Origin of the sequence: Pseudoalteromonas rubra (assembly GCF_005886805.2) — a bacterium.
Classification (GTDB): Bacteria; Pseudomonadota; Gammaproteobacteria; order Enterobacterales; family Alteromonadaceae; genus Pseudoalteromonas; species Pseudoalteromonas rubra_D.
On record NZ_CP045429.1, the window covers coordinates 3,092,683 to 3,111,202 of the forward strand.

Annotated in this window: 23 protein-coding genes; 12 read left to right on the forward strand and 11 right to left on the reverse strand. The window is 46.2% G+C overall.

Features of this window, described 5'->3' with window-relative positions; genetic code table 11:
* Positions 1–46: 46 nt before the first annotated feature.
* The 4 genes from smrB to CWC22_RS24565 all read left to right on the forward strand — a co-directional run bounded on the left by smrB (position 47) and on the right by CWC22_RS24565 (position 2,250).
* Entirely contained in the window at positions 47–601 is a 555-nt protein-coding gene (gene smrB, locus CWC22_RS13470) for an endonuclease SmrB (protein WP_138537567.1), read from the forward strand.
* 216 nt (positions 602–817) lie between these two features.
* Positions 818–1,618: a response regulator gene (locus CWC22_RS13475; protein WP_138537569.1), complete on the forward strand. Its 801-nt coding sequence runs from the start codon at positions 818–820 to the stop codon at positions 1,616–1,618.
* A gap of 193 nt (positions 1,619–1,811) precedes the next feature.
* Positions 1,812–2,123, forward strand: coding sequence for a hypothetical protein (locus CWC22_RS13480; RefSeq protein ID WP_010382360.1), 312 nt, complete (start codon positions 1,812–1,814; stop codon positions 2,121–2,123).
* A 1-nt stretch (position 2,124) separates the two neighbouring features.
* Positions 2,125–2,250, forward strand: coding sequence for a hypothetical protein (locus CWC22_RS24565; protein ID WP_257721229.1), 126 nt, complete (start codon positions 2,125–2,127; stop codon positions 2,248–2,250).
* Between the two features lie 67 nt (positions 2,251–2,317).
* On the opposite strand, the gene CWC22_RS13485 is transcribed toward CWC22_RS24565, so the two are convergent.
* The 3 genes from CWC22_RS13485 to CWC22_RS13495 all read right to left on the reverse strand — a co-directional run bounded on the left by CWC22_RS13485 (position 2,318) and on the right by CWC22_RS13495 (position 4,774).
* Complete coding sequence (locus tag CWC22_RS13485) at positions 2,318–2,923, reverse strand: peroxiredoxin C (RefSeq protein WP_010382361.1); 606 nt, start codon at positions 2,921–2,923, stop codon at positions 2,318–2,320.
* A 312-nt stretch (positions 2,924–3,235) separates the two neighbouring features.
* The gene (fadR, locus tag CWC22_RS13490) at positions 3,236–3,949 is read right to left on the reverse strand and encodes a fatty acid metabolism transcriptional regulator FadR (RefSeq protein WP_125560101.1); all 714 of its coding nucleotides are present in this window, start codon (positions 3,947–3,949) and stop codon (positions 3,236–3,238) included.
* 222 nt (positions 3,950–4,171) lie between these two features.
* Positions 4,172–4,774: a class I SAM-dependent methyltransferase gene (locus tag CWC22_RS13495; RefSeq protein WP_230090574.1), complete on the reverse strand. Its 603-nt coding sequence runs from the start codon at positions 4,772–4,774 to the stop codon at positions 4,172–4,174.
* Positions 4,775–4,884: 110 nt separating this feature from the next.
* Here CWC22_RS13495 and CWC22_RS13500 point away from each other — a divergent pair, with 110 nt between their 5' ends.
* Together CWC22_RS13500 and CWC22_RS13505 are read left to right on the forward strand one after the other, a co-directional pair.
* Positions 4,885–5,289 (forward strand): helix-turn-helix domain-containing protein, encoded by a 405-nt coding sequence (locus tag CWC22_RS13500; protein WP_138537571.1) that lies wholly within the window; start codon positions 4,885–4,887, stop codon positions 5,287–5,289.
* 174 nt (positions 5,290–5,463) lie between these two features.
* Positions 5,464–6,636, forward strand: coding sequence for a DUF418 domain-containing protein (locus tag CWC22_RS13505; protein ID WP_138537573.1), 1,173 nt, complete (start codon positions 5,464–5,466; stop codon positions 6,634–6,636).
* On the opposite strand, the gene CWC22_RS13510 is transcribed toward CWC22_RS13505, so the two are convergent.
* A complete protein-coding gene (locus tag CWC22_RS13510) occupies positions 6,585–7,691 on the reverse strand; it encodes a helix-turn-helix domain-containing protein (protein ID WP_138537575.1) in 1,107 nt (368 codons plus the stop codon). The two genes, CWC22_RS13505 and CWC22_RS13510, sit on opposite strands and share 52 nt — an antisense overlap.
* Positions 7,692–7,706: 15 nt before the next feature.
* The gene (locus tag CWC22_RS13515) at positions 7,707–8,114 is read right to left on the reverse strand and encodes a nucleotide triphosphate diphosphatase NUDT15 (protein ID WP_138537577.1); all 408 of its coding nucleotides are present in this window, start codon (positions 8,112–8,114) and stop codon (positions 7,707–7,709) included.
* A gap of 174 nt (positions 8,115–8,288) precedes the next feature.
* On the opposite strand from CWC22_RS13515, the gene dsbB reads away from it, so the two are divergent.
* Together dsbB and CWC22_RS13525 are read left to right on the forward strand one after the other, a co-directional pair.
* Positions 8,289–8,801: a disulfide bond formation protein DsbB gene (gene dsbB / locus CWC22_RS13520; RefSeq protein WP_125560093.1), complete on the forward strand. Its 513-nt coding sequence runs from the start codon at positions 8,289–8,291 to the stop codon at positions 8,799–8,801.
* A 7-nt stretch (positions 8,802–8,808) separates the two neighbouring features.
* Complete coding sequence (locus tag CWC22_RS13525; protein ID WP_138537579.1) at positions 8,809–9,111, forward strand: hypothetical protein; 303 nt, start codon at positions 8,809–8,811, stop codon at positions 9,109–9,111.
* Between the two features lie 46 nt (positions 9,112–9,157).
* Here CWC22_RS13525 and CWC22_RS13530 read toward each other — a convergent pair whose 3' ends face one another.
* Positions 9,158–9,316 (reverse strand): hypothetical protein, encoded by a 159-nt coding sequence (locus tag CWC22_RS13530; protein WP_171045026.1) that lies wholly within the window; start codon positions 9,314–9,316, stop codon positions 9,158–9,160.
* Between the two features lie 295 nt (positions 9,317–9,611).
* On the opposite strand from CWC22_RS13530, the gene CWC22_RS13535 reads away from it, so the two are divergent.
* Together CWC22_RS13535 and CWC22_RS13540 are read left to right on the forward strand one after the other, a co-directional pair.
* Positions 9,612–11,963: a TonB-dependent receptor gene (locus CWC22_RS13535; RefSeq protein WP_138537581.1), complete on the forward strand. Its 2,352-nt coding sequence runs from the start codon at positions 9,612–9,614 to the stop codon at positions 11,961–11,963.
* Between the two features lie 11 nt (positions 11,964–11,974).
* Positions 11,975–12,886, forward strand: a complete 912-nt coding sequence (locus CWC22_RS13540; protein ID WP_125560088.1) for a hypothetical protein — start codon at positions 11,975–11,977, stop codon at positions 12,884–12,886.
* A 55-nt stretch (positions 12,887–12,941) separates the two neighbouring features.
* Here the strand turns inward: CWC22_RS13540 and CWC22_RS13545 are convergent, their stop codons facing one another.
* Positions 12,942–13,235, reverse strand: coding sequence for a ComEA family DNA-binding protein (locus CWC22_RS13545; RefSeq protein ID WP_138537583.1), 294 nt, complete (start codon positions 13,233–13,235; stop codon positions 12,942–12,944).
* 372 nt (positions 13,236–13,607) lie between these two features.
* Between CWC22_RS13545 and CWC22_RS13550 the strand changes: the two genes are divergently transcribed.
* Positions 13,608–13,919: a YebG family protein gene (locus tag CWC22_RS13550; RefSeq protein WP_049865025.1), complete on the forward strand. Its 312-nt coding sequence runs from the start codon at positions 13,608–13,610 to the stop codon at positions 13,917–13,919.
* A 67-nt stretch (positions 13,920–13,986) separates the two neighbouring features.
* On the opposite strand, the gene CWC22_RS13555 is transcribed toward CWC22_RS13550, so the two are convergent.
* The 4 genes from CWC22_RS13555 to CWC22_RS13570 form a co-directional block, all read right to left on the reverse strand.
* On the reverse strand, positions 13,987–15,180 hold the full coding sequence (locus CWC22_RS13555) for an amino acid aminotransferase (protein WP_125560086.1): 1,194 nt from the start codon (positions 15,178–15,180) through the stop codon (positions 13,987–13,989).
* Positions 15,181–15,285: 105 nt separating this feature from the next.
* Positions 15,286–15,945 carry a GAF domain-containing protein gene (locus CWC22_RS13560; protein ID WP_138537585.1) on the reverse strand — a complete coding sequence of 220 codons (660 nt, stop codon included), beginning with the start codon at positions 15,943–15,945 and terminating at the stop codon, positions 15,286–15,288.
* A gap of 114 nt (positions 15,946–16,059) precedes the next feature.
* A complete protein-coding gene (locus tag CWC22_RS13565; RefSeq protein WP_138537587.1) occupies positions 16,060–17,706 on the reverse strand; it encodes a SpoIIE family protein phosphatase in 1,647 nt (548 codons plus the stop codon).
* Positions 17,707–17,724: 18 nt separating this feature from the next.
* Positions 17,725–18,030 (reverse strand): STAS domain-containing protein, encoded by a 306-nt coding sequence (locus CWC22_RS13570; RefSeq protein WP_010382395.1) that lies wholly within the window; start codon positions 18,028–18,030, stop codon positions 17,725–17,727.
* 145 nt (positions 18,031–18,175) lie between these two features.
* Here CWC22_RS13570 and CWC22_RS13575 point away from each other — a divergent pair, with 145 nt between their 5' ends.
* A complete protein-coding gene (locus CWC22_RS13575; RefSeq protein WP_125560080.1) occupies positions 18,176–18,505 on the forward strand; it encodes a stress response translation initiation inhibitor YciH in 330 nt (109 codons plus the stop codon).
* Positions 18,506–18,520: the final 15 nt, after the last annotated feature.

The following is an 18,520-nucleotide window of genomic DNA, read 5'->3' on the forward strand; positions in this document are numbered from 1 at the left end:
GGTTTTTACGCTAGGTTTTTACGCTTTTTTTCTTTAAAATAGTGCTATGAACACAGATAAACCAAACTCACAACTGCCAGAAGATGATTTCGCCTTGTTCCGTGAGGCAATATCAGGTACCAGTCAGTTCAAACAAGATACCGTGCAACAAGCCAGACGTCAGACGCGCTTTAAAGGTGAAGTGATCGCCGAGCAAAAAAAGCAGCATCAGGCTGAGTTCTATTTTTCAGACGAATATGTTCCGGACATAGACACTCATGGCACCGTCAATTATGTTCGCCCGGGTGCGGACAAGTACCTCGCCAAGCAACTGCGCCGCGGTGATTACGCGCCTGAGCTGATCCTCGACATGCATGGTATGAACAAAGAAACGGCCAAAGATGAGCTGGCTGCGTTGATCCACGCCTGCAAAAAACAGCATGTCGCTTGTGCTTGCATTGTACATGGCATTGGCGAACGCGTGTTAAAGCACAAAGTGCCGCAATATCTGGTGCAACACCCAGATATATTAGCAATCCATCAGGCCCCATTAGAATATGGTGGAAAAGGTGCTGTCCTGATCCTGGTCGATTTACCACAAAATATGGAATTTCGTCGCTAATGACAAACCGGGCGTGTGCAGTCAAAGTCACCTCGCCCTGTCGCGCCATCCAGGTTTACCCAATAGACAAACACCGCGACTTCACTTATCATCTCACCCATCACATTGTCGTATAAAACCTTTTAACACTCTGCTCACCAAGCTAGCGGCACGGTTGCAAATACGTTATATTGCTAGGTAATCTGACTATTTATTTTCAACATTTGCTGTCATACCATGAATGAACTTTTAAGCTCAGATCTGAGCATCCTACTTCTGGAGCCGTCCCAGACACAAAGACGGATCATCAGTAACGAACTTCAGGAAGAAGGGATCCGCAATATCGAGAGCGTGGACACACTTGCTGCCGCCATCGAGAGCCTGAATAACAGCAAGCCCGATCTGGTGATCAGTGCACTGTATCTGCCTGACGGCGAAGCACTCACCTTATTGCAGCACATCCATACTGAACTGGCTGATCACCAGCTGCCTTTTATGTTGGTATCCAGTGAGACACGCAGAGTGCAGCTGGAAGCGTTCAAACAATCTGGTGTGGTTGCCATTTTGCCGAAACCTTTCAACAAAACGCACCTGGGCAAAGCCATCAACGCGACACTGGATATTCTCTCTCCAGAAGAGCTGGAGCTGGACTTGTATGATATCCAGGAGTTGCGGATCCTGGTCGTAGACGACTCACGTCTGGCGCGCAATCACATCCGCCGGGTGCTGAACAACCTGGGCGCAACTCGGATCAGTGAAGCGGAGCATGGGGCCGAAGCACTCACAATATTAGAAGACACCATGTTTGATCTGATCATTACCGACTTCAATATGCCAGAAGTGAACGGTCAGGAGCTGGCTGAAGCCATTCGAAATTCCAATGAGCATAATCACGTGCCAATTCTCATGGTGTCCTCTGAGGCCAATGAAACGCATCTGGCTAATATTGCGCAATCTGGTGTAAACGCCTTATGCGATAAGCCATTCGAACCTCAGGTCGTGAAACAACTGATCTATCAGCTACTTGAGCAAAGTTAACCATTTATTGGTTAAAACCACCATCCAGACTGGTCAAAAGACTCAACCCAGATTTTGACCAGCTACTACACAAACATAAAAAAACATAAATTTCATACACTTATAAATTTTCTTTAAGCTGGCACAACCTTTGTAATAGTTAGAACGACTAACACAGTAAAGTCATCGTAACTAACGCAAAAGGAACCAGACAATGAAAACTGCAACCCAACTTAGCATTCTTATCCTGACATTTGGTTTGAGCACGAGCGCCATCGCAGCAGGCAATACCAGTGTAACAGCAAGCGTCAATGCTACGACTGTAGCCAGCGTCAGCGCAATGTCAGCTATCAATAGCGGAACTACTTCTGCAACTCAGGAAATACTCACTGAAATGAAGTCTCACATCAGCCAGACCATCAAAGCAAATCTGGTTGAACTGAAAGAAAGCACCAAAGCTGCATTGATTAAATCATTCACGCCAGAGCAAGAAGAAGCACAACAAACATCAGGCAAGGAACAGTAAGATGCTGAATGAAATGACACTATTTAGCCTGCTGGTCACGCCAGTTATCAGTTTAATGCTGGCGTATGGCTCAGTTGAGTTAATCAAACGTCTCAATCACAAATGGTCGATAGGACGTGCATCATGACAAGGCAAAATCGGGGTATAAAAAAACCCGCACAAAGCGGGTTTTTTTCAGAACAACAAAGTCGAGCTTACAGGTCGCCTTCGTTTTCAGAAAGGAACTTAGCAACACCTTCAGGGCTTGCGTCCATACCTTTTTTGCCTTCAGTCCAACCAGCTGGACATACTTCACCGTGCTCTTCGTGGAACGCCAGCGCGTCAACCATGCGCAGCATTTCGTCGATGTTACGGCCCAGAGGCAGATCGTTTACTACCTGGTGACGTACATTACCTTCAGAATCGATCAGGAATGAACCACGGAAAGCAACGCCAGCTTCTGGGTGCTCAACGTCATATGCCTGACAGATTTCGTGCTTCACGTCAGCAACCAGGTCATACTTAACCGGACCAATACCGCCTTCGTTTACAGGGGTGTTACGCCATGCGTTGTGAGAGAATTGAGAATCGATTGAAACACCGATCACTTCAACACCACGCTTTTGGAATTCTTCGTAACGCTTGTCAAATGCGATTAGCTCAGAAGGACAAACGAAAGTGAAGTCTAGTGGGTAAAAGAAAATAACCGCTTTTTTACCTTTAATACGCTCATGTAGATTGTAACCATCTACGATTTCACCGTTACCTAAAACTGCTGCTGCTGTAAAGTCAGGTGCCTTGCGGCCTACTAATACACCCATTGTTATCTCCAAATAGTTAGTTTGAGTTCCAAAGTTCCACACTCACACAGAGCAACATGGCCAGTAAGGCAATGTTTTTCTGTATCACTGTGAATTGTCACTTATTATTGAGGCGTTTTATAAAAAAACAACCCTTATACCAATTGGTATTATTTGGCGCTCAGTTTATGCTGTTCCTTCAAAAGGATACAATCGAATTATCCGATAGCAGCCATCTAATAAATTGATGGCACAGTGATTAACCATCACCACAGCTATTTTCGGGCACAAAAAAAGCACCCTGCGGTGCTTCTTCATATAGGTTTTTAACCCTTAATCCATGATGTCATCAGGCATGTCGCCACGTAGCTGCTGCCAAATTTCACCTGAGCGATGACCGTATCGACGCATCAGTGTAATCGCGCCGTCGTGCTCGCCTTTTTCTGCCAGCGCTGTCAAATCAGCATAAAACTCACGAGCAAGTTCGCGGGTGCGCGGATCTGAGAAGTAATGACAACCAATCTTTGAATAGAGCCCTTTAAATCCGTTAAGGATCAACACGTAAATTTTATTGTTGCCGGCACTAGCTAGTTGATGATGAACCCGATAGTCATATTCAGCAAACGCTTCTGCTGTATCTGCAACTTCAGCATGTTTAGACAAAATGTCGACCACAGATTGAGGGTTGAACTTAATGGCCGCACGAGTATAGATAGCACTGATGTTGGTACGTGCAGACAGCAACTGATCGGTCAACTCGGGCACTTTGTCTTCATCCAGCCGTGCAAGTGTCTCAAGAATATTTAGTCCTGACGTTTCCCAGAAATTGTTTACCCGCGTTGGTTTACCATGCTGGATAGTCAGCCAGCCATCACGCGCCAGACGCTGCAATACTTCACGCAAGGTGGTGCGAGTGACACCAATAAGCTCTGACAGCTCACGTTCGGCTGGTAAAATGGAGCCGGGAGGAAATTCGCCATTCCAAATTGACTCGACAATATACTCCTCAGCAAAACCTGCTGGGCTCTTGGCTTTAAAGATTCTCATTTAACACCACTTTTGACAACATAAAGTACGTCGACAAGCCTGTGGTTCTGTGCGTAGCACACCGACAGGCTTCTGCAACTCAATAATCCACTGATTGTACCAGATGATTTAGAACTAACAAGGCATATCTGTACCACGGTGCAACCTCAAATAACATCATGAAGAAAAAGCACGAATAAAGGAACACACCTGGCCAAGTCGCCATACTTTTTTACCGGTACATTAAGGTTTAACGCCAATCCCCTGAACCACAGCAGCCTGCCCAGTATGATATTGTCCTTCTACGACCGGGCGCTCTAATTGTTCAAGGTACGCCCACTCCAGCCCAGGTAATTCTTCAGCTAGCTGGGTCGCACTCAGCATGGTTTCCACATCATTTCCACCCCCCGTCCCTAACCGGATCTGTTCAGGTGCATAAGCTTCCGTTAAAAATACCCCATTGGGTTTAAGCGCTCTTATCACACGCAAATGTAATTGCGCGCGCACAGGCCTCGCAAACGGTGCAAATATCGACACTATACTATCCCATTGCTCTGTACCCAGTTCAAACTCAGCCAAATCAGCATGGATAAACTGGACCCGCACATTCATCGCCTCTGCCAGCTGCCGCGCTTTCTCTATTCCTTTAATAGAGGCATCAACAGCCGTTACCTCAAAACCCAGCTTTGCCAGATATACTGCATTACGCCCCTCTCCTTCTGCCAGGCTCAATATACGTTTGCCTCTAAGCTGCTTTACTCTCGCCTTTAAAAAGTCATTCGGCTCTGTGCCATAAGCATAATCAGATGCAGCAAAGCGAACATCCCACATAGGATCAAAATTCATCACGGTCTCCTCTCGTCAAGTGATATAAACCATGCTACAACTTAAAGTCGACTTTAGGTCAAGTACTGATAAACACACTTTGCCTTCGATTTCAGATCAAAGAGAAACACATGGATATTGCCGATGTCGCCAAAGCCTCCGGGCTAAAACCTTCCACGCTCAGGTATTACGAACAAAAAGGCCTGATCCACAGCGCTGGTCGACACGGGCTGCGCCGCTATTACGACGCCGCAGTGCTGGAGAAGCTCGCACTCATAAACCTAGGTCGCTATGTCGGTTTATCTCTGGATGAAATCGGACAGATGCTGCTGCCCAAGGGGGTAGACATAGACCGCGCCCTGCTGCGCCAAAAAACCGCAGAGCTGGATAAACAAATTGCCTCTATGCAAGCCATTCGAGACAGTCTTCACCATGCTGCGCACTGCCCGGCGCCTAATCATCTGGCCTGTCCGACTTTTCAGCGACTCATGAAATTGGCCGGAAAGCGCCTAAAACCACAAAAAAGTAAGCTTTAACCGCTTTTTTAAATGCTGTGGCCAATCAGAATTTATAACTAACAATATCAGACAGTTAAATGTTTCACTTGCATATTTTCAGTGTACATTGATGTCAATTCCGGCCAGATTAAGCAAGCCGACGATCTGAACATGTTAGCGTTCGGCATAATTTAAATTTAGCTGAGCATTACAATGAACCCACCCAGACAAACTTTACTCGACGTCACCAGGGGCACCGCCGTCCTCGGTATTCTGTTGATGAATATTCGTCTTTTCTCTGAGCCCTATGCCGCTTATTTCTCCCCCCTGGCACACACAGACCAATCTATCAGTGGACATCTCTGGTGGCAGATACAGTACCTTTTCGCCGATCAGAAATTTATGGCTATTTTTTCCATGCTGTTTGGGGCCAGTACTGCCCTTATTTGCGATAAACAACTGGCCGTGGGCAAATCACCCTATGGCTACTACCTGAAACGATTGGCCGTTCTGCTGCTCATCGGTCTGATCCATGCCTACCTGATCTGGCATGGTGACATTCTGGTCTATTATGCTCTGTGTGGCCTACTCCCCATGTTATTTGTCCGCGTGCCTGCTTTGTTAACGCTGCTCTTTGGATTGCTGATGCTGGCTGCTGGTAGTGCCAACAACCTGATGACATTTAATGCACTCAAACACCTGCCAGACCCGGTTTTGTCCGAAGTCGTTGCACAACACTTTGCCCATTCCGTACTCGTCAATCAGGCCGAACTGGACGCTTTCACTTCAGATTGGTCAGAGCAAGTCAGCATGCGTGCGCAGCTAGCCGCCGAGTTTCACCTCTCGACTTTTCCTGCCTGGGGGATATTTCGGGTATCGGGTTTAATGCTAATTGGCCTTGCGCTCTATCGATTCGGATTTATATCGGGCCGCTTGTCTTGTCGCTGCTATCGCAATGTGGCGCTGCTTACAATCCCGGCTGGCATGATTTTATCTTACACTGGGCTGTGGCTTAACCAACACCAACACTGGCAATTCCCGGAGTTCTTTTTCAAAAATACGCTCTGGAATTACTGGGGATCCGTACTCACTGCATGCGGCTATATGGCTTTACTGGCGTATATCAGTAAACGAGCATGGCTGAAACCCTGGCAAGATTATATCGCTCAGGTAGGCCGTATGGCTTTGAGTAATTATTTACTGCAAAGCCTGATGTGCACCCTGTGGTTTTACGGACTAGGCTTTTTTGCTACAACCAGGATGTCAGATGCTGTTTTGACCATCATAGTCATCTGGGCTATTCAATTATACGGGTCAAAACGATGGCTAAAACACTATTCATCTGGACCCGTTGAATTACTCTGGCGCAACCTGTCAGGTCGCTGAGACTGAGTACGCCATTTTGCGGGAGTAAGCTGATAGTGCTTTTTAAATGCCGCATAAAATGCAGCCCGGGTACCAAACCCTGAGCGATACGCAACCTCTTCCACCGAACAGTCTGTGGTTGTGAGCAACTCTGCGGCATGCCTGACACGACACCCATTAATATAATCATGATAGCGACTGCCAACATGTTCATTTAATAGCTGCGACAGATTGTGCTGATTGAGTCCAACTCGCTCAGCCAATGTGCTTAAGGTGAGCTCACTGTCCAGAAATAGTTGCTCATCATTCATCAAAGTATCCAGCTTACGCCCATAATAAGCTGACAGCGCTGGCGTCAATCCCGACTTCTGATATTTTTTGCGTACTGCCAAACGTTGCTGTTCGGTGTAGATAACCTCAGGTGAACGGATCACATGCCAGGCTATCAGAAGTAAAAACAACTGCAACGCGGTATTGATGAACACTCTGCTATGCGCCACAGATAACGCTCCGGTTGAGTGTGAAATATGATAGATAATTTCAAACACCAAGATCAGCATATTGAGATGACACAAAGAGTGAAGCCAGCTGAGTTTGACAGGCTCAGGGGCGCCAGGTGTCTGGCGGAGTAGTTGTGATGTTTGCTTTAGCCTGAAATAAGCAGCAATGACATAGACTAGTTCCGCTGGCGCTAGCACGAGCAATGCTGTTTTATGCGCTATTAGCGGCGCTGTAAGGACTGCCGTTTTAACCAGCACAATGTGCAACAAAAACAAGCCTGCAGGCAAGAAGAGTAAACACCGCTGTCGCTGACTAGCAGTCTGATTAGGGCTCTGAGAACCCACGTATAGATAAAAAAGCGGACCCAGCATCAGTGCCATTGGCACGATAAAAAGGTGCAAGGTGTCACTCGTACCACTGGCAATATCCACCAGCTGTACCAGTCCAATTAACGCAAAATAGCTCAACAGATAACGACTGCTTTTGCGTAGTTTGTGCTCCAAAGACAACAATAAAAACGCAAATAACAGGCAGGTTGTCGCGCTACTTGCCAAAATGAGATCTTGAAATGACACCTGTCTCTCAGCGTTTTAGCTCAGCCCAGAGGGGTTTTGAGCCAATAGATTCTGCAAAGATAAAAACAAGGGCTGTGGCAAAGTATCGGGTGAAAACCATCGCCACTGCAGACATTTTTCAGGTTCCAGTAACTGGGCTTCACCCTCTAAGCACTCCCCCAACATAAATAAGGTGATGTAGTGCTTACCTTCGCTCTCAAACACATCATTAGTGTAATCCAACCGCGTGACCCGGGTCAGTTCAAGCCCGGTTTCTTCCAGTACTTCACGTCGCGCACACTGCTCTATACTCTCCCCCAGCTCAAGATGACCGCCAGGCGTAGCCCAGGTATGGGCGCCATGTGCCCCAATGCGTTCACCCAGTAAGATTTGCCCCCGGCGTTTAATCACCACGGCTACACCGACCCGCACAACTGACTGCATTGCTTATTTTTCCTTTACTATTTGATGCCACAAAAGATAACACATTTGACCTCTGAAACACGCCTGTCCCTGAAACTAATATTACATTCAGCAGTCAAACTGCACGACTAGTCTGAAACCAGTTGCCCGGATGCATTGACAAAGCCATAATAATGGGCAAAAAAAGGAACACTTATGTTAAACAAACTTGCTGAATTTTCTCGCACCCGGCTAGCCTGGGGCTTATTGTTTTTTTCTGCTTTTGTGCTCGAAGCTATCGCCCTGTATTTCCAGTATGGGATGGGTCTTGAACCCTGCATCATGTGTATTTATCAGCGTACAGCCACACTGGGTATTGTCGCTGCTGGTTTGATTGGACTGGCTGCTCCGACGAGCCTGCCTGTGAGACTCATTGCGATGATCTGCTGGGGCGTGTCGGCCATTTGGGGCTGGCTACTGGCAAAAGAGCACATTAGTATGCAAACCACCACAGATCCTTTTGCTTTTACCTGTGACTTTGTGCCTAATTTCCCAAGCTTTATGCCGCTGCATGAATGGCTCCCGGCCTTCTTCGCTGCAACCGGCGATTGTGGTAATATAGACTGGTTTTTCGCGGGTCTGTCGATGCCAGGCTGGATGGAAGTCATATTTGCACTTTACAGCCTCTGTTTCATCGCCTTTGCCGCCGTATTTATTGCTAAAAGATGAGAAGTAAATGGTTTTCAGACTCAGTAAACTTGCCGAATTAAATGACTTTGCACTGCGCGATAAACAACGTATCAAAGCACTGGCTTTGGCCCAGCTGTCGGCATCGCACAAGATTTTGCTTAATATCGCCAAGCTTTTGCTACTGACGCCACTGTTTATGGCACTGGCGTTTATAGAGGGCTGGCTACTGTTACCTGTGCTACTTGTTTGTGGATTGGCATACCCTCTGCTCACCGTACCACTGGAAATACAGTTCGCCCGGCCTCATTTGCACCACGCTATTGCAGAGTTTCGTAAAACACACCCCTAAAAAAAGTGGTGCACCGCACCACTTAACTACTCGTCAGCCTCTGGCACTATGCGCGGCAATCAGGTCCTTTGCTTAACTCTTCACACCAGACCGTCCAGGGCTTAGTCGTATATCCGCCCCCAATCTGAGGTGTGTTAGCCTGGTCTAGTACTTTATGTTGTTCATTTAGACGCTTTAGCTTGCAGGTTTTTAATTGTAGTTTCATAGTTTAGCTTCCTTCTGGGTGATTGTTTCATGATCATAAAATCACAAGTACCCTAGTAGCAACAAGTGCAAAAAACATACAAATGTTACAAATTAATGCATTCGACACACTCCATCATATTATTGAAATTTACTGAGCACTCTGCCGACATTCTTCTGCCTAGTTGAGTTTATACACCAGCCCTGCGAGCCACAATTTAGCTGCTATACTCAATGGCAACGATCCGATAGATAGGGTCATTAGAGCTGGATTATTCTCCAGGGAGTAGGAATAATTGTCATTAATAAGGTACTGAATGAACAATAGACTCCCCAGCATCGCGCACTTGTGCGCAAGTTGTGTGCTGTTTAGCTCAATATCCTGGGCTGATACACAGCCCGATAGTGACAACGATGTATTTGCTTTGTCTATTGATGAGCTGATGGAAGTAACCGTTGAGGCACGAAAAGTCAAAGAGGATGCACTGGCTATACCCGTCTCTATTTCCGTCATGTCTGAACAATTTCTGCGCGAACGCAACGTCAATACTTTGCTAGAAGCCGCTTATTTTATTCCCAATATAGATATCACCACGGTCGGCGAAAACTCTGGCTGTACACACTGTGCCAACATTACCATCCGTGGCATTGGTCAGGTTGACCCGCTTCCCACCGTCGATCCCAGTGTGGGGCTTTATCTAGATGGGGTTTACTATGCACGCTCCCCAGGGGGAATTTTTGACCTGTATGATGTACGTCAGATAGAAGTACTACGAGGCCCTCAGGGCGCTATTTTCGGTAAAAACACCATAGGCGGCGCTGTCACTATCTACACACACGACCCCATCGCAGATACTTTTGCAGATGGCGAAATCACGCTGGGCGCTTTTGAGCGCCGAGATGTACGTATGCGCGCTAACCTTGAGCTCAACGACTCACTCAGTAGCCGTTTGACATTCACTCACCTCAATCGGGATGGTTTTGTCAGGCGTGACAATGGCGAATTTGAAGGTGGGCAAGATGAGTGGGCGGTCAGCGCCAAGTTTCGCTACCAGGTGACGCCTGAATTAACGACTCAATTATCTGTGGATCAGCGCAGGATCAATTCAGGCTCCGCCCCATCTATCCTTGCAGCTAAAAACGACCAAGCCGACTTGCTAGTGCTATACAACGACTTAGTCACACAAAGTGGCGTTGCTGATCCTTACCCGCCGCTACAGATCTTCGGTTCAGCACACCAAAGCGCTTCGCGCGGCACAAACTTTAACACACTAGATCAATCCGGTGCTTTGCTCTCAGTCGAATGGCAAACCCCAAAACAGTGGCAAATAAAGTCCTTGACGGCCTATCGGGAGTTTTACGCAACCTATGGTCGCGATTTTGACAATAACCCGGCTGTCATTGGCGATACGCAGGATTTTCAGCGTCAGTTTCAGTTCAGCCAGGAACTGAATATCAGCGGCAGTGCCCTGAACGATCAACTCAGTTGGTTAGTCGGCTTATTCCATTTTGATGAACACATCAATCATCTGACCGACCTGGTCTTTATCGGTGGGTTATATCAGGCACTGGAAAATGTACAAGGACCATTAGACGGCTCGCCACTGAATAACCCCACCAGCATAGGCGGGCCAGGTAACCCGCTCAACATTGGCCTGGACATAGACAGTGGTTTTGACAATGAAGTGGATATTAAAAGTACCGCAATATACACCCATGCCAAATACGCACTGACGCGTCACTGGGCTTTTCATTTTGGTGGGCGGCTTACGTTCGAAGATAAGATGCAACAGGTTCAGAGTGACGCAGACAATGCGGGGGTCATTTTGATAGACAGAACGCAGCAAACACAGGGGCAAAAAAACGGCGGCCCTATTGAACGAAGTTGGCGAGTGTTTTCTCCGCAAGGCGGATTAGAGTATCACTTTAACGACAAACACTTCGTCTATTTGAGTGCATCACGGGGGTTTAAATCAGGTGGATTTAACGGCATTCCGAATTCCCCCACCTCAGCTCAACCATTTGACCCCGAATACCTGAAGGCTTATGAGCTGGGCTATAAGACCAAATTGCTAGCAGATACTCTTCAACTCAGCGTCGCAGCTTTTGATATGCAGCACAAAGCCATGCAGCTACGGGGTGGCCAATCGACAGACGCCGGCCTTGAGATCTTTATCGACAATGTCGGAGAGACCAGTATTCGGGGCATTGAAGCCAGCTTTAAGGCTATACCTGCACACGACTGGCACCTTTCAGGTAACCTATCATACACAGATGCACAATTTGATTCAGTCGGTACAGCCACACAGGTAACAACAGACAGCACATTAATGCGCTCACCGCGTTGGACTGCAGCATTGGGATTACGTTACCACTGGCCGATTGCACAACAGCAACCAGTTAAGGTGTCACTCAACTGGGGCTTTCGAAGCAAAACGTATAACGATGTATATAATACTGAGCTTGGGGCGCAAGGCAGCTTTGCTCTTTTAAACGCGCGGATCAGTCACGCTATCACAGCACAAATGGAAGTTGCGCTGTTTGTTCGCAACCTCACGGATAAACGCGTGTTAATTGGCGGCAATGACTTTACCGAGGTCTTCGGTGTGTCCGAACATTACCTGGCCCTTCCCAGAGAGTGGGGTCTCTCCCTGTCTTACCAGTTTTAAAGATGTACATTATGATGACAATCACGCAGTCTGTTTTACTCATGAGCATGGTGGTTTTACATACCTGGATTGCATTTTCAGCAAGTGCTCAGATCCAGCTACTTAGCGATGACCCACTCGACATCGAGATGGTGTTTTCACAGCAGCCTCTCGATATTTCTACAGACTCAAACAACCTGGTGCTAAATTACATCTTAAAAACTTCCCCGTCTTATTTCCGCCCGCCTTTGCTACTAGCTCCGGGTACACGCATCGATCAATTACTACAAAGCAACCTGCCCTTTTGCGCCCTAAACCGGATAAAAACACGGCAGCGAGCAAAACAGTATTTATTCAGTTTACCCGTACATCTTTACCCCAGCCACAGGCTGTACTTTTTACCATTAAATATTGAACTTGCGCCTTTTCTCAACGAACAAGGACAACTAACTGATCTCATTGCCCTACTCAAGGCACACCCCAGAACGACCTTGCTCACGGAGGCACAGCGCTCGTATGGCGATTATCTGGATACACAACTGGCCAGGGTTGATAAAGCTCAGCTAATCAGACGTCCCGGCGGTGACAGTTATAAGGCAACCATCACCATGTTCGAACGAGGGCGGGTGAGTTTTATTCTGACTTACCCGACAACAATTCAACGCTATGCGAGCAAGCTGACGCTTGAGCAAGTACACAGTATCGAAATAGCAAACAATCCATCATTTGTTCTTGGCCACATTGCCTGCTCTGACACCCCCGAAACCCGGGAATTCCTTAAAGTTGTCAACGTCGCACTGCAGCACCTGTATCAAACATCGCGTTTTTATGATCTGCATCTGAGGTATTTACCTGAATCAGAGCGTGACTATTTCAAATCACAACTTGAGCAACAAATCACCAAAGCACAAATAAATAATCAGGAGATTTACCCAAAAAAATAATAAAAAGAGCAGCCAAAGCTGCTCCTGGAGATGACCAGACTAATCTGGAACAACGCTAAAATGTCACCTTGCCTTTGAGTTTGGCAAGGATGTTCACACCTATGCCATTCACCCGTAATAATGCGTCCATATCCTGGAAGTCCCCTGCTTCTTCACGTGAGCGGACAATTGCTTGTGCTTTTTTCATCCCAATACCAGGCAAACGGGTTAACTCTTCGGCGCTGGCATGGTTTACATTCACCGTAGCATCAGCAACTTGCTGAGTTGCTGCAGATGTTTGCTCTGGTTGAGCCATAATAGGAAGTGCGGCAGATAACGCCAATGTCGCTAAGAGTGTTTTGATATTCATCGTGAGATCCCTCAATTAAAATGTCCATGTCGTCGTGTATGCATCACAATGTACACACACAGTTAAAATAAAGTAAATACAGATAAATATGTCAAAATTATGTCTGCTTTTCTTGTTGCTTATTTTTCATCTCACTCTGTTATGCTAATTTTTACAAACTATGCTAATAGCAACCTGGCCTCATTCATTGAGTACAAACAGGTTAGCAATATCTGTTTGTTTTTATTAATAAAGCCTACATAAGATAAGTGCTTACTGTGTTGAGCTATTGCACTTGGATCAGCTATATCGGTACATAACAGCACTTTATCAGTTGTAATTATTGACAAGACAAGTTACTGTACATAAAAACAGTGTTCGTGGAGAGTGATCATGGCGGTTATCGTTAAGTATGTGGTAGAAAGAAATGGAGTAGAGCGTATGACATTTACCAGCAAAAAAGAGGCTGATGCTTATGATAAAATGCTGGATGTTGCAGAAGCGCTTGAAGGCATGTTAGAAAAAGTAGATGTTCCACTCAGTGAGCAGCAGGTTGAGTCGCTTGCACTGGAAATTGCCAAACAAAAAGACGATTTTATGGCCATCTTAAAAGGGGGTAAAGTGTCAACAAAGAAAGACACTGAAGAGAAACCCGCTAACAAAAAAGGGGATGATGATAAGGTTACGGCCATCAAACAAGCCTAATGTCTTTGACCAAACTTACAAAAAAGCCAGCTCTTATAAAAGAGCTGGCTTTTTAATAGAAACACGCTTATTTCAGAACAGCAGCAACGGCATCCGCAAAGTAATCGATATTCTCTTTGCTCACACCTGCAACGTTTACGCGGCTGGAACCAACAATATAAATTGAATATTCCTCACGTAATCTGTCGATTTGTGCCTTATTTATACCCAGGAATGAGAACATTCCATTCTGACTTTCAATGAAAGAGAAGTCCTGTCCCGCATCTTTGGCATTCAGATTGTCTTTAAGCAGGCTACGCAGGCCATTAATACGGTCACGCATTTCAGCCAGCTCCTGATGCCACTCCTGAGTCAGCTCCTCGCTACCCAGAATAGTGTTCACAATGTCCGCACCGTGTGCAGGAGGCATTGAGTAGATGCTACGTACAACGCTGAGTAACACGGAGTTGGCCACGTCTGCCACAGCCGTATCCTTAGCAACGAATGAGCATGCTCCGATGCGTTCACGGTAAAGACCAAAGTTCTTAGAGCAAGAAGAACAGATAAGCATCTCGTCGACCGTAGCAGCTAGCAGACGCAGACCCTGAGCATCTTCTTCCAGGCCGCTTCCAAAGCCCTGATACGCAATGTCAACAAGTGGTGTAAAGCCCACATCTTTTGCTAACTCAGCAACGACTTGCCATTGCTCTGCGTTTAAATCCATACCACTTGGGTTATGACAGCATGCGTGAAGTAACACGATGTCACCTTTTGGTACCTGCTTTAGCGCTTCAATCATTTCATCGAACAGCAGGCCTTTGTTTTCATAGTCGTAGTACGGGTATTCTTTAACTGTCAGACCAGCGGCTTCAAACAAGCCAATGTGGTTTGCCCAAGTTGGGTTTGTCACCCATACCGTAGCATCTGCATTGCAACGCTTAATAAATTCAGCAGCAACACGTAAAGCACCTGTACCACCTGGCGCCTGAGCTGTTCTGATACGATTCGCCAGTAAGGCCGGGTGTTCATTACCGAGCAACAACTTTTCCATCTTGTCGCAGTAATCCAGGTTACCCGCTAAACCAATGTAAGATTTAGTTGTTTCATTTTCCAGACGAAACGCTTCAGCCTTTTTTACCGCCTTCAGAACCGGGGTATGACCCTGTTCGTCTTTATACACCCCAACCCCTAGGTCAATCTTATTTGGGTTAGTATCTTTTTTATAGGCGGCCATCAGGCCCAGGATTGGATCCGTCGGAAGTGGTTTTAGTTCTGAAAACATGGTTCTCTCTTTTCCTAATTAACGTAAACGAGATTTTCTAACTCGTTTGTCACGGGGTTAACTCTGAGCTCATATTAACATAAGTTGTCGCGAAGACGAGCCCGCTTAGCTTGGAAGATACTCAATCGAGCGAAGACAAGCGGCAACTAAAACTGCCAGCTTGTATTCATCGAAGCACTCCTGCTCAAAAGCTTCTGCATCAATAATCCCCAGACACTCACCCTGTTGATTTAACAGCGGCAAACACACCTCTGCTTGTACTTTAGGGTCGCAGGTATAATACTCGCCTCCCTGAGCCACATAATCAGGGATGTTATTGATCACACGTGCCTGCTCAGACAAATACGTCTGAATGTTGTTTGATGTAGCAGCAAACGTCTCGGTAATCGGAAACAGAGGACGACTGGGTGCACCATAGTAAGCCAGCTTTAACAACTGCTGTATTCCTTCAGCCGACCGCGCCTGATAAATCCCAAACCAATCCACCCCTGTGGCAGTTTTGACGTATCCAGCAATGGTCTGTAAACGCGATAACTGCTGTTCGCTTTCATTGTTACGGCTAACATAATCCGTCAGTAAGAAGGGCGCTTCCTGCAAATTACCAAATAGGCTACAACTGCCCCCCTCGCCAAGTTCAGGGATTTGGTATGACCATATTGCACTAAGGCTATGGGTATCAAGGTATGCATCCAGCTCTGCGAGCTGACCCGCCACTGCGGCTTCGCTGATTGATAAATTACAGTGAGAAAGATAGGTAGAAATCATTTGGCCATCCAAACATCTAAATATCCATCAAATTTAACATGGACGAATGAGGTATGCCAGCGTGTTATGAGAATTTTTTATTTTCATTAAGAGAAGCAACAGGGCAAAATCATATCATCGAAGCGAATAAACCAACTCCACCTCGTTACCGACCTGATTATACGTCACACTTTTTGCAATCTCAGAGAGTAACTCGACGCCCCTGCCATGCTCCTGTTGCGATTGATGCAGTGCCGTTGAACTGTGATCGAAACCATTTCCCGAGTCACAGATATTGAAAACTAGGCAAAACTCCTCCGGACAGAAGCGCACATTGATGATGATCAGCGCATCTTTGAGACTTTCCAGTGCTATTGCTCTTTGCTGATAATATTCAATAAAGCCATCGTCCTGATTTTTCAAATCCGATTTCAATCCCAATACACCATGGTCGAGCGAATTGTTGTATGCCTCAGAGAGTAATAAGAACACATTTGACCTGTGCGCGTGCAGACCTTCTACTTGCGACAAGATATCTACTAACTCCAGAACCGGATCGGTATATCTCATCTGTTGCGCATTCAGCGAAATACTAATGTTAAATGGTAGAGTTGAATACTCTGGAGGTAGGGCTTCCGTGGAAGTATCAGGCAGACAGTTAATAATTGCGATGCTCAAATCATCCTGCTGCTCTTTATGCCCACTGTACTCGCGCACTTGCTGAATAATATCCTTCGTCGAGATATCAACTTTGCAACTCAATACATCTATCAGACGCTGCTCACCAAATAATTCACCATCCGGGGCCTCACTTTCAATAATACCATCCGTTGCCATCACAATACGGGTGCCCACATCCACTTCAAAGTGCAGCGTATTACGCTCAAACTCATCCTCGTCGAGTATCCCAAGAGACATGTGCTGAGACTCGATGGTTTTAAGTACTTGCCCCTGACCATCTATCAGATAGATGTCCGGAAATCCACCTAACCAGGCAGACAGGTTTCTCCCGGAACTGCTGATTTCTATAATAGCGGCAGCGCAAAACATATGACCGGGTAGCAGCGTATTCAATGAACTATTAAGCTCTGCTGCAATATCATTCACCGCCATCCCTTTTTGCACCATAGTGTAAAAAATCTTAGATGCAGGCAACGCCCCCACTGCTGCAGCCAGGCCGTGTCCGGTAAAATCACCTAACAAGCAGTAAAAGCCACCAATCGGGCTTTTTGCCATCAGGAACATATCGCCGTTAAACATTGAGGCAGGTGACAGGTGATAGTCACATAAATCCGCAAAATCTTGCTGCCCAGACAAAGCATTACGGAAAATATGCTCGACGATTTCGTGTTCTCGTTCGATTTGATTGTAGTGGTACTCTAGCTGTTTCTTTTGCTCATGGGCTTCTTTACTGAGCTTTCTCGTTCTGGCATGCGCACGGATCTTGGCAGACAGCACAATTCTGTCGAACGGTTTATGTATGAAGTCATCTCCTCCAACATGAAGGCACTTTTCAAAACTGGCGTGATCTTCCAGCGCGGTGATGAATATCACAGGCAAGTATACATCACCTGCATGCTCTTTAATCTTGGGCGCGGTCTCGAAGCCATCCATTACTGGCATCATTACGTCCAACAAAACAATATCCACATCGTGCTCGTAGAGCAAATTCAACGCTTCCTGACCATTATTCGCTATCAACACGTCATAGTGTTGGTGCTCAAGCATGGTTTGTAGCAATCGACAATTGAGTGGCTGGTCATCCACAACCAAAATTAACATGCACGAATCCCTCGTGAATTAGTCAATATCAAATTTTTTATCGAAGCGTGAAATTTGTAAGATTTTCTTCAGCTGGGGTCTGCAATTACTGATCTGTATACTAGATACCGAATCACCCAGGGTCTTCTTCATGTTGAGCAGCATACCTAATGCGGAGCTATCCATGTAGTCAGTGTCGCGAAGATCAACGACCACTTTCTCCGTTTGATTACCTACGTCGGCATAGGCCTGACGAAAAGACTGGACCAAGTTGAAATCAAATTTCCCTTTGATTTGAATCGTTAGAGTTTTTCCATCCGCTGAAGCATTTTTGCTCAGGCTCATCGCAAGCTCCTACTTTGGTTAAATTTTGGTATCCATGATGTTGTTTTAAATATAAACCGATAAGTGAAATTAGCCAAAAAATTATCTCGCTTCATACTGCTTTTTGATACCATAAGGGTATTAAGATTGATACAGGAGAGGCAAAATGTCAGAAAGTCGTTTGGTGTACTCCACCGAGTCTGGCCGGATCAAACATACCGAAAGCCAGCAAGAACCAGAAGTGAAATTATTTAAAGACGGCGCGGTGCGAATAGAGCGACAGACAAAAGGCCGCAAAGGAAAAGGCGTAATGCTGGTTGTGGGTATCGACCCTGCCGAACACGACCTGAAAAAATTAGCAAAAACCCTGAAAAGTAAAATGGGCCAGGGCGGTGCACTCAAAGACAACATCATTGAGATCCAGGGAGATGACCGCGACAAGCTTAAAACCTTGTTAGAAGCGCAGGGCTTTAAGGTTAAAATAGCCGGCGGCTAACCTCGGTGCAGTGCG